The sequence below is a fragment of the Methylobacterium brachythecii genome (genome assembly GCF_014196345.1).
In the GTDB taxonomy this organism is placed as follows: Bacteria; Pseudomonadota; Alphaproteobacteria; order Rhizobiales; family Beijerinckiaceae; genus Methylobacterium; species Methylobacterium brachythecii.
Genome location: NZ_JACIDN010000002.1, coordinates 24658 through 44759 on the forward strand (window position 1 = coordinate 24658; position 20102 = coordinate 44759).

Here is a 20102-nt window from a genome sequence, read left to right on the forward strand (position 1 = left end):
CGCTGGTCGTGAATGGCACGAGTACCGCGCTTCGCTCGCCGGCAACGACAATCTCATCAACAGCCGCTGATCCGCTCAAGGTTCGTTCGCGAGCTCCGTTTCCGGGGGTTGCGCACGGCGGTCTTTGACATCGTGAATCGGAACGGGCGTCGATCTGTCGAGCCAAGCCATTCCGTTGGTCTGAGACCGCCCCACGCGCAATGCACCGCGTACAAGATACGGTCTTGCGGCCAGCAGCAGGAAGATACAGTCGAACGGGGCGCAAGCTCGCGAGTGGCCAACTGGCTGACGCGATGGCAACGCTATCGTCTGTGGAGGCCATTGCTCGCTAGCGCTCCGACTGCTGAGGTGGGAGAGCTGATGTCGTCACAGATGGGGCTCCCTGCATCAATCCTGCATTCGACCTCCTGCGTCGTCTGATAGCCTTCTCCTCCAGCAGCGCTCACCGCGCTCCCAGACAACGTTGTCGTTGGTTAGTTTCCGGAATTCTTTCAGGACTTCCTTCGATATCGCGTGATTCCCTGCTTCGTTTTCATAGTAATGCGGCCTACCAAATAGCCTGACTATTTCGTCTACGACTTCCTCCTGATACAGATATTTTTTTCGGTCAAGCTGATTGACCATGTAGATTGCAACATCGGCAGCGTCAGTAGTCATTTCTTTTCTTCTTCCTTAAAGTACTGCAGGCTATCAGGCTGAAAATTCGCCTTGTTCGCTTTTGATCCAGTAAACCAAGCGCATTCGACGTAGTTGTTGTACAAAGCATTGACAGTCATCTTAGGACCACCAGACTTAAGCTGCACCAGTTCACCGACCTTGAAGTTGTTTGCCACTATAGTCCTCCATTTTTGATAGCGTCTACATATCACAGTAACGCAGGCAAAGATATAAGTGCGACGTGCGCCGAATCAAGCAAGCACGCGTGTGACTATATCCTTCGACTTATCCTTGTCGTTGCCGCCAACCTTTGCTAAAAAGGTGATGGTCCGTGGCCGTCATACGGGGACGAGTCCCGTCAATCATGGTGCAGATGCTGGTTCGGCTGGCATTCGTGCGGGCTCACAGGCGAGAGGCGGCACCGGTTCATCGGTTGCCCCTCTCGGCCGCCGCCGCAGATCTTCGATCCCTTGCGCGGAAACGTTCCCAAGGCGATTGTTATAGTTTGGCCGGAAATCCAACATACGTTGGAGAAAACCTGACTATCTGCGCATATGCCGAGACATCATCGGCTATTCCTTGGCGTCGATGACTGAGAGCGACGCGTGCTCCCGCCGGATGGCCGGAGCTGCAGCGTGGATTATTTCTTTTTCGACATCCACGACGGTATCCACGTCACGGACAGTGTGGGTCAGAGGCTGCCTGATCTTGAGGCAGCGAAGATGGAAGCCGTGCGGATCGCCGGGGCTTTTGCAATGAGGCCCAGCATGATGGGCAGTAGCGGTGGAGCTGTCGTCGTCGTTATCCGCAATACCGCCAATTCGATCGTGATGACGGTTCGAATGGCATTCAACATCGATGCGCCGGAAAATCTCCGCAAGCCGTGAAGCTCTAGGCTGCCCTCTTAGCAATCTTGGCGACCGTCGCCCGGCTGCAGCCCGTGGCACTCTGGATCTGAGACCACGACATGCCGCGAGCGAGCATGTCCGCGATGCCGGCGTTGCGCTTGGCATCCTCCGGCCGGCCCTTGTAACGCCCTTCGGCCTTCGCCTTGGCCTGTCCCTCGGCCTGCCGGCGTCGCCGATCGTCGTAGTCTTTGCGCGCCACGGCCGCGAGCATATCCAGCATCATGGCGTTGATCGCTTCGAACATCCTGGCGGTGAAATCGTCCGGCTTGTCCGTCGCCATCATCCACGACGTTGGGAGATCGAGTGCCACGACGCGCAACCGCCGCGCGGAGATCTCGGCCTTGAGCTTCTCCCAGTCGGCGGCTGACAGGCGAGAGAGGCGGTCCACTTGCTCGACAAGCAGGACGTCGCCAGGACGGGCATCCTTGAGCAACCGGAACAGCTCCGGCCGTGCCAGCGTCGAGCCGGACTCGTTCTCCACGTACCAGGCCGCGACATGCAGGCCCCGCTCGGCCGCGAAAGCCTCCAGTGCATCCCGAGCGCGGGTTGCGTCTTGCTCGGTCGTGGAAGCGCGAAGATAGGCCCGGACGAACATGTGAACCGCCATCGGTCTGGTTTGGATGGTTCATTGATATGTGGTCTGTTTTACATCGTCAAGCGGTATTTATTGAACCGGTCTCGAGCCGGTGCCGGCAAGGCATACCCAAATTGAACTAGCTATCGCGCCCTCTCGCCGGCTCGACGTCGAGATAGCAAGCCAGCGAGCAACCTCGACGTCATGAAACCAAGCAACCTTGATACATCACGACAGGTCGGGCCGTGGGTGCCCGGCCTCGATCCGGCAGAGCTACGGGCGCGCCTTCGATCCCTGAGGGCAATCGCCCGCCTGATCGCCGGGCCGCGCGGAGAGGCACTCGTTGAGCTGCTGCGCCAGGCCGAGTTCGATCCGGCTGTGTTGGTGCCCGCGGCCGATGCACTCGACGCACTTGGCTCGATCGATCGCCGGAAGATCCTGGCGAGCTACGCGGCGCTTGTGCGGCCGGTTTCTCCGGTATGGGGAACTCGCCGATCAGCTCGCCCCTTGATCTGGGCTACCGCGCTACCCGGAGTCCTGCTTGTCCCGCGCCCTCGCCGTCTCGATCGCCCTGGTACTCGCCGGATCTTCCGTCGCGATGGCGCAGGACAGCTCGCTGCGTGACATCGCCAGATCACAGGACCGGCAGGCCGAGAGTCTTCGCCGGCTGGAGACGATCGAACGGGACCGAGCACGTCGAGAGGACAGCGCCCGGCACAACGCGGAGCGTGACAGCCGTTCGATGCGGCGCTTCGACTAGATCTCGCGCACGGGGATCGTCGGCACCGGGCGCATCACCAGCGTGTCCAACAAGACGTAGACCGAGTCGGCAGCGTCCACCGCCACCAGGGCGACGTCATCGAGGCCGGCTTCCCGCGCTCGGCGCGAGAGGCGTTCCATCGCCATGGCGAACTGGCTGATGCGCTCGACCTCGTTGTCATCAGTGAAACCGAGCATGTGTTCAGCCCCTGCACTTCGCAGGACAGCACAGAGCACACTCTGTTGCATGCTGCAACAGCATAAGATGACAGTAAATCGGGTACACGTTTCGACTGTGCTTGAAATCATGCAAGTCTATTTGGGTTTTTTTATAGGAGACTCCCCCACCCCCTTGGGTAGCCCCGACATTTCCGCAATTTGCAAAAGGAATTAATTCGGAACGTCAGCAACATGAATGCGCCGTTCAGCTTCGGCGTGGTACAATCGATCCAACAACAAGAATTCTCGAAAAGAGAACGAGATGTCAGAAACAACGACAGAAGTTAAAGCACTCCTCACGGCCGAAGATAAAGCCTCGGCCGTCGTCAAGAACTACAACAACGAACTCACCAAGCTCGCGAAAATGATCAAGGCGCTCTCGAACGTCAAAATCCCCGACATCACGCCCGCGGCAATCGCCGGCGCCGCCCGTGAGAGCGTGAACGCGATCAAGGCACAGACCACCGCGATCCGCGAGCGCACCAGCGTCGAGAGCCGGGCCGCGAAACAGCGCACGACAGCCGCCTTTCAGGAAGCCCGGGAGAGCCGGGCCGTCTCGATCGCCACCATGCGCGATTTCCGGCAGCGCTTCGCCTTCACCAGGGCGATGGACCGGCAGCGCACGGCCGAGACCTTGGCCGCGGAACGCCAGAGGCGGACCGTCGAGGCCGCGACCATGCGGGACATGCGCCAGCGACTGGCCTTCGCCACCCGTCTGAGCCGGCAGCAGCTCGCCATGGATCGCGAACGCCAGCGTGCTGATGCGCAGGCCGAGCGCGAGACCGCTGCCAGCCTTCGGCGTCGCCAGGCCGGCGATCGGTGGCGCTTTCAGCTTCGTGATCGGATGGACCGGCAGGATCAACGGGACCGGAACCGGGATCGCCGCGAGCTGTCAGGCGGCGCTCGGGACACCTGGCGTCATGGTCGAGACACCTACCGGGACGCAACCCGCACCACGGCCACCGCCGCCCTCGCCGGCACCGCCGCGGCTGGCGTCTCGGCTCGCCGCATCCTCGGGGCGGAATCCTCGATCGACTCCGCCGAGATCAGTGCCCGCATCTACGGCGGTCTGTCACAGGACGCGGCCAGGAAGCTCCGGGACGAATGGGCCTCCCCGCTCGCCGAGGCGCTGGGCACCGGCACCGACAAGCTGCTCACCAGCTACGTCGACGCGCTCAAGCTCGGCATCCCCAACGCCGGGGCGCAGGCATTCTCCGAGTTGGCCACCAAGACCTCGGAAGCCTGGTCCGTGCCTTTCGAGAGCGTCACGGACATCCTCGGCACGGTCAACTCGATCCTCACCAGCCAAGGCGATCCCTTCAACTTCGACAAGCTGAAGAGCGTCGCCAAGACCGTCCAGCACCTGGCCGCGAAGCAGTCGACCACGCCTGAAAAGCTCATCAGCTACCTGCAGCGCGGTGCTGGTGCTGCTCAGGTGCTCGGCATGAGCCAGGAAGCCGGCCTCGCGTTCGGCTCAGCCTCCACGTCGCTCGGCAACCAGGCCGGCCAGTCGGGCCGCATGTTCGATTACGTCGCCTCGCGGCTCATCGAGATGCCCCGCCTCACGCGCAAGCATGGCGAGGAGGGCAAACAGGCCCGCGATCTCGTCCGCGCCCTCGGCTACGGCTCGGCCGGCGAGATGGATCGGCAGCGCCGTGAGAACCCTGACGCCTTCCTCCCTTCCTTCATGGACCGGTTCAACCGCATCCGCGATCCGAAGGCGCAGGACAACGCCATCCGGTTCTTCACCGGCCGGGAATGGTTGGGCGAATTCGGCCGGATGGTGAAGGGCATCGATACCTACCGCGAGGCCGCCAAGCTCGCGAAGGAAGCGAAGGGCCTCGATGCCATCAGCCAGGTCTGGGATCTCCACCGCCTGAAGCTCGGCTTCGTTTTCAAACAATTCCGGGCCGGCTGGCTCAACGTCCTCGGCGAGTTCGGCAAGGTGCTCTCGCCAATGGCGCGCCAGGCGGGGGACTACTTCCTGGCGTGGACCGCGAAGCTTCGCCAGGGCGGCATCGGCGAGCGTTTCAAGGCGGCTCTGCAGGGTCTGATCGAAGGCCTTGGCTTCGCGAACCTGCCGGCCCTACTCGAGGGAATGCTCGGCAAGCCAGGCGAAGGCAACGCCGGCTCGGTGAAAGCATGGGGCGATGCCGCCCGTGGCTTTGGCCAGGGTCTACGCGACGTCGGGACCGCGATCAGCTCCCTGTTCACCGTCTTCACGGGGAACGATGCCACGCCCGAAACCATCGGCCGGTGGACGGCGCGCCTCGGTGCCTTCGCGGTGGCCAGCGTCGCCCTGTCGCCCGCGATCGGCGTGCTGGCCGGCATCGGCATGACGTTGATGTCGTTCGCTGCGGTGGCGGGTACGGCTTGGCGTGCGCTGAAGGCCCTCGGCCTCGGCAAAGGGGCCGGCGGCGCGGCTAGTGGCGTCCTCGGCCGCCTCGGCTTCACCGGGGCCGGCCTCGTTCTGTCCCGCATCTTCTCGCTCGGCCTCGTCGCCGAGATCGGAGCGAACCGCGGTGCAATCGCCACCTGGCTGCTCGACGGGATGAAGGTGATCTTCTCGGCAATCAAGGAAGCTCTCACCACGGGCTGGGATGAGCTCAAAGACTATCTGAGCAAGAATTTCGACCTGAAAAAGATCTTCGCCGCCATTCTGGACGAAATGATCCCGGCACCGCTGAAGCGATTACTTAAACGAGGCACCGACTGGAGCACAGAACCTCTGCCTGAGATTCAGCAGCAGAGCGCCACAGGCGACTGGCATGGGCTGATCCAGCCCGCCAATCTGTCGACCGCTGATCTTCGAAACGATCGTGCCAGAGCGCGCCTTGCCCAGCGCCGGATGGCAAGCCTGCGCATCCTCGATTTCCAGCGCCTGAACGGTGCCGAGGGCGGTTTCATTGGCGGTTCGAATTCGTCGAGCGCCACCGTCCCCGGATCGCCTGGTGATCCCGCTCGACAGTACGGCCAGAGCTTCTTCACGCCGAAGGGGATGGATGCGCCGGGCTGGTACGGGAAGGGCGGCGGTGGTGGTGGCGGCTCGATCGGAGCCGGCAAGACCACGGTCGCCAAGGGCGCGCTCGCAGCCAACCAGATGGAGGCGTTTAAGGCCGCTAAGGCCGAGGGCATGTCCGACACGGCAGCTCGTGCCCTCGTCGCAAACATGACCGGCGAGAGCCTGAGGAACCCACGCGATCATCACTGGGATCGCTCGCATATGTCCCAAGGCATCGTGCAGTGGGATCCGCAGCGGGCCGAGCGGATCAAGAACGAGTTCGGCAAGTATCCGAAGGACATGACCGTCACAGAGCAGACCAAGGCTGCTCTGTGGGAGATGAAGAAATTCTATCCCCGGACCTGGCAGTCGCTTCAGGGCTCGAACGGCGCCCAGATGATCGACACGCTCGTGCGCGATTTCGAGCGGCCGCAAGACAAGGCTGGCGCGATCCGCGATCGGCTGGGACACTTCAACGGCTTCAACCCGGACGCCAACGGCAACAACCAGGTTGCATCGAACGGCAGCGGTGCCGGTATCCCCGGTCTCGGCGGGAAGGGCCAATACGATGGCCTCCGGATCAAGGGCGCTCAGGCGATCGCCGGGGGCGGTTCCGAACTCGGCACCACCGACCTGGCTCGCCAGGCTCAGGAGAACCTTCCCGGCGGCGTGAAGCACTTCGCGGGGTTCAACGATCAGTTCCACCAGGCCTTCCGGCCGAACAGCCTGCACACGAAGGGGCTGGCCTTCGACACCTCGCTTCTCGATCCGAGCAAGCACAGCGAGGCGGCCATTGCCATGAAACAAAAACTCGAGGCCGCAGGGCTTCAGGCGAAAGAATTCATGGTGCTGGACGAATACGCTAAACTATCGAAGGGCGGGACGGGTGGTCACATCCATACGCAGTTCAATAGCCGCGAGGCGGCCGACAAGTACCACAAGTACATCGAGTCGCTGTCGAAGAATGATGCCCTTGCATCGTCTGGCTTCCAGCCTGGTGCCGGGAACAATGCTTCGGCCCTCGCCGGCAGCGTGCCTGCCAAGATGCCCTCGGCGTCGGAGGCCGCGGGATCGGTGCCGTCTCGTCCGGCTCAGTCGGAGTCGTCCGGTAGTGCTGGCGGTGGTGGCGGTGGTGGCGGCCGGCCTGGTGGCAACGTCCAGATCATCCAGAACATCCACGGCGCGCCGCACGACCCCCAGGGGCTCGCGACGCAGGTCCAGCGGCATGTGACCGAAGCCTGGAACTACAGGGCACACGACGTCGAGCCCGAGCTGACGTGATGATGAGGGCTGCCGTCTTTCCGATGTGCAGTCCTTAAAAGGGATCCGGAAAATAGGGAAATAGGGGCTGTAGGGCGAATAACCCAGTGGTCTCAACGCTTTAATTTTCCAGAAAAGCGGGCGCGAAAAGCGGTCGTCTATACAAACGAAAACCCCGTCGCGATACCCGGGAAGGATGCGACGGGGTTGATATCAGAACGGAAACAACAGAAATCATGTCTACCACAGGAACACCGAAAACGCAAGTCAGACATCCTGATTTGCTTGAGAAATTAGATTGGTATTCGTTGGTACTAGCGGACAAGAAACTTGATGGCTCGGCAAAGGCTGTGGCCGCTCGTCTCGCCCTTTACCACCACAACAGCAAGACCGGCCGGTGTGATCCCTCAGCGGCAGCTCTGGCCGAAGGAGTCGGCCGGTGGGTCAGCGCGATCGATCCGGCCTTGAGCGCCCTTCGAAATGCCGGATGGATCAGTTGGACATCGATCCCCGGTCGCACCAACCGCTACCGGCTGGAAAAGATGCCACTTCGGAGACCTGGCACGAATTCGGACGACGGACCTGCCCTGTCGGCCGGAGAGGTCGAGATTGACCTACCTCCCCTGCCCGCCGGAGAGGGGGGTCTCCGCTCGGCCGGAGAGGGGGGTCTCTGGTCCACCGGAGACGAACCAGTAAGTGAACCACGAACAGAACCAGTAATTGTTTCCCCCCAACCCCCCACGGCATTCGCCGCGAGGGGCTCCGGACCAAGGAAGGATTCCGGTAGGAAGAGAGAGCCACGGGCCACGGCACGCCAGAGCAACAGCGGCACGCCCCTACCGGCCAACTTCGAATTGGATGCCCATCGCCAGAAGATCGCCGAGATCGCCGCAGTGCCCACCCCGGAGATCGGCAACGTCTTCGCCGGTTTCATCTCGCACGCCAGAGACAAGGGCCGGTTGTCGAACGACTGGGATGCCGCTTGGGATAGCTGGTGCCGGACGAACACCGAGCACCGGAAGAAAAGCCAGCCACAGCGGCCAGCCGTCAATCCGCGGTATCGCGTCTAGCCGGACTCGATCATCCGGACCCCATCTGTCTTGTGACAGTTGACTGTGGTGTGATTTCCGATGTCAAGACGGTTATATTGACATTCTGCTACGCACATGGTAGGGTACTTTAAGGTTGGAAGACCTAACAAAGATTACGAAGGCAGATCAAACTGCCCTAGACGATCTATATCTTGCCGGATGTGTTGCTTCCTGGCCTGTGATCGTCGTCGAAATCTCCTGTGCTGTTTGAACATGTTGGCTTCTGCCGAGGGGTTGCCTCGGCCCGGTCCGTCGCGCCGGTCAAGCGACGTACGCAGCGACACGTGCGTCTCGAGCCGGGGCTGTCGCATCCTGCCCCGGCCGTCACCATAGAAAGATCAAATGACCACCACCGACCACCCAGCTACGGGCGGCGGGACGATTGCTTTCGTCGCGAGCGAGACCCTGATCGAGGCGATCGACACAGCGGCCGGCGCCATAGGCCAGACCAGGTCTCACTACGTCCGCAGCCGCATCGCCGACTACCTGAAGTCTGAAGGTTGGCTGCCTATAGAGGCACCGTCAATCCAGCGCGAAGTAAATCGCCGCACCGTCAAATCAACAAAGACCAGATAGCTCTGGCAGACGATATCAGATGAAGAACAACGGAAGACGAATTGGCCTCGCAATCAGCCATGAGCTGTACGAGTGCCTCGAATTTGAAGCGCACTGCGCTTGCGATACCATCTCAGCAACGATCCGGAAGATTATCACCGGCCACTTCCGTGAGAGCGGACAGATGAGCCCCTACGATCCTCCGGCCTACCAGCTTGGCAAGATCAATCGACATTTCCAGCCGAGGGCAAACTAGTGGCTCTCGAAAGCACAACCTTCGCCGGGGCAATCCACGAAATCGGCTCGACCCTCGGCCGTGAGCCCACGCCAGAGCAGATCAGCAGGATCGAGCTCGTCCTACAGAGCCTCGCCACGATCGCCGATGATGGCCAGGTCGTCGCGGATCTCGGCGCCGGTCCTGTCCCGATCGCCGCGGCCATCACCACCGAGATCGAGCGGCTACCAGCGAAGGCGCCGAAGTCACAGAGCAACGCCGGCTACGTGAAGGTCCAGCTCGGAAGCTCGACCGGATACCGTAAGGCCGGCGATCTCGTAGTGATGCTGTCGGCGGCCCTCAAAGCCTCCGATGATGCCGCGCTCGACAGGGCAATAGCTGGCTGGCCAAATCCTTGGCACCGCAATTCAATCAACAGAACGCAGCAGGTCGTGATCGAGAAACGGAATCCGGCTCTGGCAAAACAGTACAAGGAGACAGTTGGCAAATGAGCACGGATCTAGAAGCAAAGCAGAAGGCGCTCAAGGAAATCGAACGGCACCGTGACAAAAAGCGTACAGTCGCGGCACTGCAAAGATCTGAGATCTTAGCAGATGAAGAGATCGAGCGCGAAATACTAAGGCAGCGAGACGAGAGGGCAAGAAAAGCATTAATCAGTGCTGAACGCGATCGTATTTACGCGGAGCGAGCTGCTGCTCTTGCAGCCTTGGCCGAGACCGAGGCAAGAGTGGGTGCCGCCGACCTCCAGCGCTTCAACACTGCGGACAGTGCCGAGCGCTCCTTGGCAAAGCGGCTATACGGGTTGATCGGACCGGAAATCCTCGACCTTACCGACGCTATCCGGAATGCGGACCCGAAGTTGCTCGCCAAGGAAATCGGGCGCGTGCCGCAGGACATTCGCGACGAAGCACAGGCTCGGGCCAGTGCCCAGCGATATGCGCAGATCGAAGCTGCGGCGCTCGTTATTCCCGAAACCGAAGACGATACTGAAGAGGAAATCCTCGCCCGGTATGGCATCTCTGGCATCGCGCGGAGGCGAGCGGAACTCGACGCCGGAGCGCTTTAGCTCAGAATTGATCCCCAGCGGCAGTGATGGCCTGGCTGGCCTTCGGTGCCCACCAGGCCGTTCAGTGCCGCCCTGAACCTTGCAGATTGATCAGCAATCATCGGCGATGCCGCATGCTGCGTCTGCTTCTTCCCTTTCCTTATTACGGCTGCGATTTGTGCGTGCCGCTGCTTCAACTGATGATGAGCACGCCGAGCGCTTCGACGCTGAGCGTGCCGCACAGGCTGCAGTTCGCGCCGCGGAAGTATCGCTCTGCCGGAACCCCGAGATGCTGCCGAGATCGAGATCTTGAGATCGAACGGTGTCATCGATGCCGCGACAGCTGCCGCGAAGATGCGTCGGCAGGTACCGTCAGCCCAGGCAGGGTGGGTGACCGTTTGTTGCCGAACGTAGGCATGCGCCTAAGTCGATGGTACACAATCCAACTCGATCAATGCCACGCGGGCCAAGCCGGCCGGAGGACCCCTGAAGCCGGATCACCGCAGCGACGCAGGGCAGAGGCTCGACCTCACCGCCTGCGACCGCGAGCCCATCCACATCGTCGGAAGCGTGCAACCGCACGGGTTCCTACTCACGCTCGATGCGGCCGCTTTGGTGATCGCGCAGGCGAGCGCGAACGCCCCGGCTGGGGCACGCGCCGGTGTCGGCCTCGATGCGGTCTTTCCTGCCTTGGTCGCCGTCGTCCGGCGGTATCTCGACCACCCTTCGACCGAGGACGGCGCCCACTACCTGCGCACCGTCACCCTCGACGTGGATGACGTGCCTCAGACCTACGAGGTGGCAGCGCATCGGGCCGACGGTCTCGTCGTGCTGGAGCTTGAGGAGATCACGGGGCTCGACGTCGAGGCCGGGCTCGATGCGCATACCCCGCGATTGCGTGCTTTCGTACAGCGTCTGCGCCAGGCTCATTCGGTCGAGGAGCTCTGCAACATTGTTGCGGAAGACATCCGGCATATCACGGGCTTCGACCGGGTTCTGGTCTACCGCTTCGACCGCGACTGGCACGGCACCGTGCTCGCCGAGGACGGCAACGGCGTCCTGCCTTCCTATCTCGACCTGCGGTTTCCCGCCTCCGACATCCCGGTTCAGGCGCGCGAGCTCTACCGCCGCAATCGCCTGCGCATCATTCCGGACGCGACCTACGAGCCGGTGCCGATCCGACCGACGCTGACGCCGGCGGGCAAGCCGCTCGACCTGGGTCAGTCGGTGCTGCGCTCGGTCTCACCCGTGCATGTCGAGTACATGCGCAACATGGGCACCGGGGCCTCGATGTCGGTCTCGATCCTGGTGGGCGATGCCCTCTGGGGTCTCGTCTCCTGCCACAACCGCGATCCACACCGCGTGCCGCTCCAGGCTCGTAATGCCTGCGACTTCCTCACTCAGATCTTCGCCCTGCAGCTCTTCGCGCAGGAACGAGGAGCCCAGGCCGAGCAGCGCCTGGCGCTGAGTTCCGTGCAATCGCGGCTCCTCGGCTTCATGGCCGAGGAAGACAGCTTTATCGACGGTCTACTGAAGCACCCGCACGACGTCCTGGCGCTGGCCAACGCGGCCGGCGCGGCCATCGTCACCGAAGAGCGCTGCCGCCTGATCGGAGAGACGCCCTCCGAGGAGCAGGTCCGCCTTCTGCACGACTGGCTCTCGGCCCAGACCGACGAGGCCGAGGTGTTTTCGACCGAGGCTCTCTCAGAGAACCTGCCTGAGGCCGGGGCGTTCGCCGACAAGGCCAGCGGGCTGCTCGCGATCTCGGTCTCGAAAAAGTACGCGAGCTACATCTTCTGGTTCAGGCCCGAGGTCGTCCGGACCGTCAAATGGGGTGGCAATCCGATCAAGCCGGTCGCCGAGCCGGACCGCTTGCACCCTCGAAAGTCGTTCGAGATCTGGAAGGAAGAGGTAAAGGGCCGCGCCCTGCCGTGGACCGTTCCCGAGGTCGAGGCGGCACGTGACCTGCGCACTTCCGTGATCGGTATCGTCCTGCGCCGGGCCGAGGAACTGGCCGCGATGAGCGAAGAACTCCAGCGCTCGAACAAGGAATTGGAAGCGTTCTCCTACTCGGTGAGCCACGATCTGCGCGCGCCGTTCCGGCACATCGTCGGCTACTCGAATCTGCTGAAGACGCGGGAAGGCCAGCACCTGTCCGAGAAGGGCCGGCACTACGTCGACACCATCATCGAGGCGGCCTTCTCCGCCGGGACGCTCGTCGACAACCTCCTCGCATTCTCGCAGATGGGCCGGCACACCCTCAATCGCGTCGCTGGCGACATGAACGCGCTGGTCGAGGAGGAACGTCGCAAGGCAATGCGCGACATTCCCGCCGAGCGCACGGTTCGCTGGGAGATCGGCCCGCTCGGTCGGGCCCATGCCGATCCGTTCATGCTGCGCCTGGTCATTGAGAACCTGTTCTCGAATGCCCTCAAATACAGCCGCGACCGCACCGAATCCGTGATCGAGTTCGGGCGGCTTCCGCCGAAGGATGGCGAGGCCGTCTTCTTCGTTCGCGACAACGGTGTCGGCTTCGACATGGCCTATGTCGACAAGCTGTTCGGGGTGTTTCAGCGCCTTCACCGCGTCGAGGATTTCGAGGGCACCGGCATCGGGCTCGCGAACGTTCGCAGGATCGTCGAGCGCCACGGTGGTCACACCTGGGCCGAAGGCAAGCTCGGCGAGGGCGCGACATTCTTCTTCACATTGCCCCTGCGTGGGGAGGACATCTGACGATGGCGAACCTGAAGCCGATCCTGCTCGTCGAAGACAACCCGAACGACATCGAGCTCACACTCGCGGCGCTGGAAGCCGGCCAACTCGCCAACGACATCGTCATCTGCCGGGACGGGGCTGAAGCGCTCGACTTCGTCTACCGCCGAGGTCCGCACGAGAAGCGTGAAGCTCAGGATCCGGCCGTGGTCCTGCTCGACCTGAAGCTGCCCAAGGTCGACGGGCTTGAGGTGCTGGCCGCACTCAAGAAAGACCCGCAAACGCGGGCCATTCCGATCGTGATGCTGACATCCTCGCGAGAGGAGACCGACGTCGTCCGTTCCTATGATTTGGGCGTGAACGCTTTCGTGGTGAAGCCCGTTGGGTTCGATGAATTCTTCGCCGCGATCAAGGAGCTCGGCGTGTTCTGGGCCGTGCTGAACGAGCCGCCACCGCACAGAGGAGGCTGGCCATCGAACGTCTGATGGAAGGCGACGGTAGCCCAGTCCGCATCCTCCATCTGGAGGATAGCGACCTCGACGCCGAGCTGATCGAGGCCGTCCTGGAAGGGGTCGGCCACCCCTGCGTGATCGAGCGTGTGATGGACCGGCCGGCCTTCGCGGCAGCTGCCCAGCCGGACGCCCACGACCTCATCCTTGCCGATTACGTGCTGCCGACCTTCGACGGCATCAACGCGCTGGCCATCGCCCGCGAGCAGTGCCCCGAGACGCCCTTCGTGTTCGTTTCCGGCACCCTTGGCGAGGACCGGGCGGTCGAGGCGCTCAAGAACGGCGCCGTCGACTACGTGACGAAGCAGCGTCTCGATCGCCTGCCGCGCACCGTCCTGAGAGCGCTCTCGGAAGCTCGGCTCAAAGCTGACAAGCGCGCAGCCGAAGCTGCTCTTCAGGCGCTCAACGAGACGCTGGAGATTCGCATCGTCGAGCGCACCCGCGAACTCGCCAATGCCAATGCCGAATTGCATCTTCAGATCGCCGAGCGCGAACGCATCGAACAAGCCCTGCGACTCGCCCAGCGCTTAGAGGCGGTGGGACAACTGACCAGCGGTGTCGCGCACGACTTCAACAACCTGCTGACCGTGATCGCGGGAAACATTGAGTTCCTGGTCAACGACGTCACGACCGACCGGTCGAAGCGCCGCCTAACGATGATGAAGCAGGCGGCCGAGCGCGGGGCGAGCCTCACGGCCCAACTCCTCGCCTTCTCTCGGCGGCAACAATTGGAGCCGACCCCGGTCAGCCTGAACCAGACCGTCGCCTCGATGCGCGATTTGCTTCAGAGTTCCATCGGGGGTGCCGTAAGGATCGAGACGACCCTGCAGGAGGGGCTTTGGCCGGCCTTGGTCGACGCGACCCAGATCGAGCTCGTCATCCTCAACCTCGCCATCAACGCCCGCGACGCGATGGCGGTCGGCGGATGCCTGACCATCGAGACTGCCAACGTCACGGTGACCGGTACCCAAACCCGGCCTGAGCAACCGATGCCCGGCGAGTACGTGATGGTGGCGGTCAGCGACACGGGAACCGGTATGCCGCCCGAGGTGGTCGAGCGCGTCTTCGAGCCGTTCTTTACCACCAAGGAAGTCGGCAAGGGTTCTGGCCTCGGCCTGGCGCAGGCCTACGGCTTCGTGAAGCAATCGGGTGGCGGCATCCGGATCGATACCGTCGTCGGCGAAGGCACCTCGATCAAAGTCTATCTGCCGCGGGTTGAGGGCGTGGCCGAAGCCCCTCCCAAAGGCCCGTGTGCGAACGATTTTGCGGCCCTGCCGGATTCGGATGGCAAGCCTGCGGTGCTCGTCGTCGACGACGACAGTGCAGTCCGCGAGGTCACCACCACCCGCTTGTCCGAGGCCGGCTACGACGTGCGCGAGGCGGGATCCGGCCTGGCGGCCTTGGCCTCGCTGGAGGCGGATGTGCACGTTGCCGCCGTCGTCCTGGACTTCGCCATGCCCGGCATGAACGGAGCCGAGGCGGCGGTCGAGATCCGCAAGCGTTGGCCTGGTCTGCCGATCCTGTTCGTGACCGGCTACGCCGATACCAAGGCCCTGATGAAGGCCGGCGCCATCGGTGCTGACGGCATCGTGCAGAAGCCGTTCCGGGACGGTGATCTCGAACGCAAGGTCGCCGAGGTCATCGCCAAACGGCCGACGGCGGGCCTTCGACTTGTGTCGGGTGGAACATCGGCGTTCTGACCCGCGAGGCTGCCGAACCACAACAGACCGGATCAGACGCAGACTTAGACTTATGCTGCAGCAGATTTTGACCGCTGGGATGCCGTAGCGGGTTTTCCGGCCCTTAGCGCATCAGGTTGGTCGTTGCCGTCCTGAGCCTTCCCGTCGAATCTAACGGCACTGTTCGAACGGCACGCCGCTCACGATCCGTACAGCTTGGGACCAGGGTCGCAGGGGCGAACGCGGTCAGCCGTACTCATACACTGCACACCCATTGCACCCCCGATCACATATCAGGGGTGCAACACGGGCGACGACAAAGCGTAAGCTGTTGAAATTGCTGGTGCCGCTTGAGGGATTCGAACCCCCGACCCCCTCATTACGAATGAGGTGCTCTACCAGCTGAGCTAAAGCGGCTCAGACGGCTCAGGCAGATCGCCGAGTCGTCCTGGTGGGCACAGGCTCTTAGAGACCGTGCGCCACCTTGGCAAGGCTTCCGCAGACACAGTCGAGAGGGGCGACACGCCCCCTGTCACCACATCCGGCGCGCGGAAAAGCCGGCTCGCTTCGAGGCGGCGACGGCGCTGCAGATCGAGCGGTCGATCTCGAGCAGGATGTTCGAGCCGGCGACGACCCGGCCGGACGCGTCGCGCAACGGCGTCGGGTAGGGCATGAAGCAAACCTCGCGGCCATCCGGCCGCTCGAGGATGTGCTGGATGCCGCGTACGGCCCGCCCTTCCCTCAGCGCCACGGCCATGGAGCACTCGTCATGAGCCAGCTCCGAGCCGTCGGCCTCGAAAAGCCGCCAGGAGCCGCACCAACGGGCTTTCCCCAGGACGGGACGGAAGCCCCACAGCTTGGCCGCTGCATCGTTGTAATAGGTGAGCCAGCCTTCGGCGTCGGTCGTGTAGAGGGCCGCCGGAATCTCGCGAAACAGCTCCGCCCGCGAGGGCTCGTAATTCCAATCGGAATCAGGTGCGTCGAAGTCGTAGTCGATGCCTTCGAGGTCCATTGTCCCTCCCGCGACAGACGAGCCGAGGCCCATGGCGGAAGCCGGAACCGGCTCCCGTTTGCCCCCATCTGTCGCGTGTACCTGTGAACCCTCCGGTCGCTTTTCGCGGGCCGCTGAAGGCTCATCGGTGAGCGCCGGCGGGCGCGCACTCCAGATCGTCCAACCCATCAGGATTGTGCCTGAACAGCTTCCGGGGGCGGTTGCTGTCCCGACGCCATGACCGGGATGACCGGTCTGGGCTCTCATGCTGGGCCGTGTACGGACACACTGGTAAAAACATGAAAAAAACTTCGACGCAAGAGGCGGAAGCCGTTGGTGCGATGCGATATTTTGCCTTTTGCAGAGCAACGTGGTCTGGTCCCTCCGATGCATTTTAATCCCGACTACAGCTCGGAAATTCGAGGCTTCGGTCGTTGATGTGGGACTCGTGGCTGCCCTAGAGTCGCCGGCATGGACGCGATCGCGATCGACTTCGAAACGGCGAATGAGCGACGCGACAGCGCCTGCGCCGTCGGCGTGGCCTGGATCGAGGATGGCCGCGTCGTACGGCGCGAGACACGGCTGATTAGGCCGCCGGAACTGCGCTTCTCGCCGGGCAACATCCGTATCCACGGTATCCTGCCCGCCGACGTCCGCGACCAACCAAACCTGCCCGAGGCGATGGAGGCATTTCTGCCCGACCTGTCGAACCGGCTGGTGCTCGCCCACAATGCCGGCTTCGACATGGGCGTACTCGCAGCCTCGCTGGCCGCATGGGGCAAGCCCATGCCGGCGGTCGCGTATCTCTGCACACTGCGGGTCGCGCGACAGGTGTTTCCCGATCCCGCCGGATGTGGGCTGGCCAAAGTCGCTGCGCGCCTTGGCATCCGGTTCGAGCACCACGATGCAGGCGAGGACGCCTATGCCTGCGCCGAGATCGCCCTGGCGGCGATGCGCGAGATCGGGGCGACGAGAGTCGCGGCGCTGCCGCGCCTCCTGAACATGCCGGCGGCGCTACTGCCAGGCGGTTACCGTCCCGATACAGAGAGCAGGCGTTCGACCGCCTCACGCGCGCTGCTATCCGGACAGCAGCAGCCGAAGCCGGCACCCGACTTGCGCTTCTCGGTCCGCGGCAGCACGGGAAATCACTACGGGATCGCGCTGGAGGAGCGCAGCTTCGGCCTCTACCTGCGCTGCGACTGTATCGCCGGCCGGCACCGCAGGCGCTGCCGCCATGTCGACGCGATGATCGACGGGGACGTCACCGATCTGATCTCCGGAAATTTCGCCGACATCGAACGGCTGCGTCTTCGCATTCTGGCTGCAGACGGCCTCGTGGAACCGAGCCGGGCCCGAGCCCAGGTCGAGCTGCGCCGGCAGTTCGGCTTCGCGTGAAACGCTTCAGCGACGTGAGGCAGGCGTGCGCAGCGGCTCGATGCTCACGGCGCGGCGCCAGAGCTGCAGCATGATCCAGGTGGCGCCGAGGCTGAAGACCGCCATCAGGATGTGGCCGATCGTGTCGCCGAGTTCGAGGAGCCCAGCGAGTGCCCAGCCGGCGGCTACGGCCGCCGCGAACACTTCGGTCCCGACCAGCACCATCAGGCTGACGATCGTGATCAGGTTACGGGTGTTCACGGGCTACGACCCTGTCTTCCATCTCGGCTTGCACGCGCAGTAGCGCGAGAGCACCCGCACGTGCAACCGATGCCCTTCGGCAGGTCAGCGCGGTGCGCGCTTGGCGAGGATCCGCTGCAGCGTGCGCCGATGCATGTTCAGCCGACGCGCCGTCTCCGACACGTTGCGCTGGCACAGCTCGTAGACGCGCTGGATATGCTCCCAGCGCACACGGTCCGCCGACATCGGGTTCTCCGGCGGATCGGCCCGTTCGCCCGGCTGGGCCATGAGCGTTCCGTGAATTTCGTCGGCGTCGGCCGGCTTCGCGAGATAGTCGAAGGCACCGAGCTTCACGGCCGTCACGGCCGTCGCGATGTTACCGTAGCCGGTGAGTACGACGCCGCGTGCCTCCGGACGACGCTCCTTGAGGCGAGCGATCACATCGAGCCCGTTGCCGTCGCCGAGCCGCATGTCGATGACGGCGAAGGCCGGCGGTTCGCGGTCGACGGCCGCGACGCCCTCGGCGACGCTCTCCGCGACCTGCACCTGATAGCCGCGCGCCTCCATGGCGCGGGCGAGCCTCGTCGAGAACGGCCGGTCGTCGTCGAGGATCAGCAGGCTGCGGTCGCTGAACGCGGCGAGCGGATCGGAATCGGACAGCACCACCGGATCGGTAACATGGGTCGGCGCCCCGCTTTGGGTGAGCATGCCACTATCCTCTCAGTCGGGCGTACAATCTAAGCGTTATATGGGTGCGGCAAGCCGTTCCGGCAGGGGCCGAAGCGAATTGTGCGCGATAAATTCGTTGGCGACCGACCCGCGCTCGAAGGCCTGGCGCGTCCACGAGATCCGCGCCACGGCGCCGCGCATGCCGGGGCCCGGCGCATTCGACAGGGTCAACTGTGCGCCGGATCGTTCGATCAGGGTCTTGGCGATGAACAGGCCGAGCCCGAGGCCCGAGCCGACCGTGTCGGGGGCTTTAGAAGGTGCCGGGCTGCGCGTGGTGACGTACGGCTCACCGGCGCGCAGCAGAACCTCGCTCGGAAATCCCGGGCCATCGTCGCGGACTTCGAGGGTTACACGGTCGAGCGTCCAGCGCGCCTGGATCAGCACGCGCGACTCGGCGAAGTCGACCGCATTGTCGAGAATGTTGGCGAGGCCGAACATGACGCCGGGATTGCGCCGGCAGGACGGTTCCGGCCCCTCCCCACTTTTCGTGACCTCGACGACGATGCCCAGGGCGCGCTGCGGTGCGACCAGTTCCTCGATCAGGTGGCCGAAGGTCAGCGTCTGCAGGAAGCCCTCGTCCTCGTCGAGGGACGTGAGCTTGGAGAGGATGCCCCGGCAGCGGTCGACCTGATCGCGCAGCAACTTGAGGTCGTCGGCGATGGCGGGCGTCGCGGTGGGACCGAGCTGCCGGTCGAGTTCTTTGGCGACCACCATGATCGTGCCGAGCGGCGTGCCGAGTTCATGCGCCGCCGCCGCCGCCAGGCCGTCGAGCTGGGAGAGATGCTGCTCGCGCGCGAGCACCAGCTCGGTCGCGGCGAGCGCCTGGGCGAGCTGCCGCGCCTCCTCGGCGACGCGCCAAGCATAGACGCCGGTGAAGGCGGTGCCGAGGAGGATCGCCGTCCAGACGCCAGAGACGTAGAGGAAGGGCAGCTCGATCCGCCCGTCGGCGAACCAGGGTAGCGGCTGGTGCACCAACGCTAGCAGCGTCGCCAGCCCGATCGCCAGCATGCCGAGAGCCAGCGTCCGCTCGGGCGGGAGCGCGGTGGCCGAGATTAGCACGGGCGCGAGGAACAGCAGCGAGAACGGGTTCTGCAATCCCCCTGTGAGGAATAGCAGCGCCGCCAGTTGAACGATGTCGAAGGCGAGGAGCAGCGCGGCGGAATCGTCGCTGAGCCGGTAGCTCGCCGGGAAGCGGATGCGCAGCGCCAGGTTGAGCCAGGACGAGACCGCGATCACCAGGAAGCACCAGCCGAAGGGCAAGCGCAGGCCGAGGCCGAACTGCGCCCCGAGCACCGCCGCACTCTGTCCGGTCAGGGCGAGCCAGCGCAGCCGCACGAAGGTGTCGAGCCGGAGATGCCGTGCGTCTTTCACGCCGGCTCCGCTGCCCATCTCGTTCACGAGTCCTCGATCTCCGTCGCGCACCGACCAACGCGTCATCGCCGGTTCAAGTCAGTCCCGGAAGAGATAGTGCGCGGATATGGTCCCAGAGCAGACATTACCGAAAAGATACATTTTGCAGCGCGAACACAGTTGTTAAGACGCACCGCCGAGCGGCCGCAGACAG

20 protein-coding genes and 1 tRNA gene are annotated in these 20102 nt (G+C 63.6%); 12 read left to right on the plus strand and 9 right to left on the minus strand.

Translation table 11 applies throughout. The features are described from left to right. Window positions 1-387: 387 nt before the first annotated feature. Both GGR33_RS25710 and GGR33_RS04130 read right to left on the minus strand, forming a co-directional pair. Window positions 388-657, minus strand: a complete 270-nt coding sequence (locus tag GGR33_RS25710; protein ID WP_210301848.1) for a DUF6953 family protein — start codon at window positions 655-657, stop codon at window positions 388-390. Further along, complete coding sequence (locus tag GGR33_RS04130; RefSeq protein WP_210301849.1) at window positions 654-833, minus strand: YodC family protein; 180 nt, start codon at window positions 831-833, stop codon at window positions 654-656. Before GGR33_RS04130 ends, GGR33_RS25710 begins: the two co-directional genes overlap by 4 nt. A 459-nt stretch (window positions 834-1292) precedes the next feature. On the opposite strand from GGR33_RS04130, the gene GGR33_RS04135 reads away from it, so the two are divergent. Continuing rightward, window positions 1293-1544: a DUF6894 family protein gene (locus tag GGR33_RS04135; RefSeq protein ID WP_183502264.1), complete on the plus strand. Its 252-nt coding sequence runs from the start codon at window positions 1293-1295 to the stop codon at window positions 1542-1544. Between the two features lie 4 nt (window positions 1545-1548). Here the strand turns inward: GGR33_RS04135 and GGR33_RS04140 are convergent, their stop codons facing one another. Then, the gene (locus tag GGR33_RS04140; RefSeq protein ID WP_183503481.1) at window positions 1549-2160 is read right to left on the minus strand and encodes a recombinase family protein; all 612 of its coding nucleotides are present in this window, start codon (window positions 2158-2160) and stop codon (window positions 1549-1551) included. Between the two features lie 520 nt (window positions 2161-2680). On the opposite strand from GGR33_RS04140, the gene GGR33_RS04145 reads away from it, so the two are divergent. Beyond that, the gene (locus tag GGR33_RS04145; RefSeq protein WP_183502266.1) at window positions 2681-2899 is read left to right on the plus strand and encodes a hypothetical protein; all 219 of its coding nucleotides are present in this window, start codon (window positions 2681-2683) and stop codon (window positions 2897-2899) included. Here GGR33_RS04145 and GGR33_RS04150 read toward each other — a convergent pair. Further along, complete coding sequence (locus tag GGR33_RS04150; RefSeq protein ID WP_183502268.1) at window positions 2896-3096, minus strand: hypothetical protein; 201 nt, start codon at window positions 3094-3096, stop codon at window positions 2896-2898. The genes GGR33_RS04145 and GGR33_RS04150 overlap by 4 nt on opposite strands. A 283-nt stretch (window positions 3097-3379) precedes the next feature. Between GGR33_RS04150 and GGR33_RS04155 the strand changes: the two genes are divergently transcribed. From GGR33_RS04155 to GGR33_RS04195, 9 genes are all read left to right on the plus strand, one after another. Further along, window positions 3380-7399, plus strand: a complete 4020-nt coding sequence (locus GGR33_RS04155; RefSeq protein ID WP_183502270.1) for a phage tail tape measure protein — start codon at window positions 3380-3382, stop codon at window positions 7397-7399. Window positions 7400-8232: 833 nt separating this feature from the next. Continuing rightward, the gene (locus GGR33_RS04160) at window positions 8233-8448 is read left to right on the plus strand and encodes a hypothetical protein (protein ID WP_183502272.1); all 216 of its coding nucleotides are present in this window, start codon (window positions 8233-8235) and stop codon (window positions 8446-8448) included. Between the two features lie 363 nt (window positions 8449-8811). Beyond that, window positions 8812-9045, plus strand: a complete 234-nt coding sequence (locus GGR33_RS04165; protein ID WP_183502274.1) for a hypothetical protein — start codon at window positions 8812-8814, stop codon at window positions 9043-9045. Between the two features lie 19 nt (window positions 9046-9064). Further along, window positions 9065-9280, plus strand: coding sequence for a hypothetical protein (locus GGR33_RS04170; protein WP_183502276.1), 216 nt, complete (start codon window positions 9065-9067; stop codon window positions 9278-9280). Next, window positions 9280-9750: a hypothetical protein gene (locus tag GGR33_RS04175; RefSeq protein WP_183502278.1), complete on the plus strand. Its 471-nt coding sequence runs from the start codon at window positions 9280-9282 to the stop codon at window positions 9748-9750. Before GGR33_RS04170 ends, GGR33_RS04175 begins: the two co-directional genes overlap by 1 nt. Beyond that, window positions 9747-10325 (plus strand): hypothetical protein, encoded by a 579-nt coding sequence (locus tag GGR33_RS04180; protein ID WP_183502280.1) that lies wholly within the window; start codon window positions 9747-9749, stop codon window positions 10323-10325. The genes GGR33_RS04175 and GGR33_RS04180 overlap by 4 nt, the downstream gene beginning before the upstream one ends. 465 nt (window positions 10326-10790) lie before the next feature. After that, window positions 10791-13037: an ATP-binding protein gene (locus GGR33_RS04185; protein WP_183503483.1), complete on the plus strand. Its 2247-nt coding sequence runs from the start codon at window positions 10791-10793 to the stop codon at window positions 13035-13037. Between the two features lie 2 nt (window positions 13038-13039). Then, window positions 13040-13501, plus strand: a complete 462-nt coding sequence (locus GGR33_RS04190; protein WP_183502282.1) for a response regulator — start codon at window positions 13040-13042, stop codon at window positions 13499-13501. After that, window positions 13501-15225, plus strand: a complete 1725-nt coding sequence (locus GGR33_RS04195; protein WP_183502284.1) for a response regulator — start codon at window positions 13501-13503, stop codon at window positions 15223-15225. The genes GGR33_RS04190 and GGR33_RS04195 overlap by 1 nt, the downstream gene beginning before the upstream one ends. A gap of 320 nt (window positions 15226-15545) precedes the next feature. Here GGR33_RS04195 and GGR33_RS04200 read toward each other — a convergent pair. Both GGR33_RS04200 and GGR33_RS04205 read right to left on the minus strand, forming a co-directional pair. Next, window positions 15546-15621: transfer RNA gene (locus tag GGR33_RS04200), tRNA-Thr, on the minus strand. A 115-nt stretch (window positions 15622-15736) separates the two neighbouring features. Beyond that, a complete protein-coding gene (locus tag GGR33_RS04205; protein WP_183502287.1) occupies window positions 15737-16216 on the minus strand; it encodes a PAS domain-containing protein in 480 nt (159 codons plus the stop codon). 450 nt (window positions 16217-16666) lie between these two features. Between GGR33_RS04205 and GGR33_RS04210 the strand changes: the two genes are divergently transcribed. Then, window positions 16667-17590: a 3'-5' exonuclease gene (locus GGR33_RS04210; RefSeq protein WP_183502289.1), complete on the plus strand. Its 924-nt coding sequence runs from the start codon at window positions 16667-16669 to the stop codon at window positions 17588-17590. Between the two features lie 6 nt (window positions 17591-17596). Here the strand turns inward: GGR33_RS04210 and GGR33_RS04215 are convergent, their stop codons facing one another. From GGR33_RS04215 to GGR33_RS04225, 3 genes are all read right to left on the minus strand, one after another. Beyond that, window positions 17597-17830 (minus strand): hypothetical protein, encoded by a 234-nt coding sequence (locus GGR33_RS04215; RefSeq protein WP_183502291.1) that lies wholly within the window; start codon window positions 17828-17830, stop codon window positions 17597-17599. A gap of 84 nt (window positions 17831-17914) precedes the next feature. Then, entirely contained in the window at window positions 17915-18517 is a 603-nt protein-coding gene (locus tag GGR33_RS04220) for an ActR/PrrA/RegA family redox response regulator transcription factor (protein ID WP_246412843.1), read from the minus strand. A gap of 36 nt (window positions 18518-18553) precedes the next feature. Beyond that, window positions 18554-19927 carry an ActS/PrrB/RegB family redox-sensitive histidine kinase gene (locus tag GGR33_RS04225; protein ID WP_183503486.1) on the minus strand — a complete coding sequence of 458 codons (1374 nt, stop codon included), beginning with the start codon at window positions 19925-19927 and terminating at the stop codon, window positions 18554-18556. Between the last annotated feature and the right edge of the window lie 175 nt (window positions 19928-20102).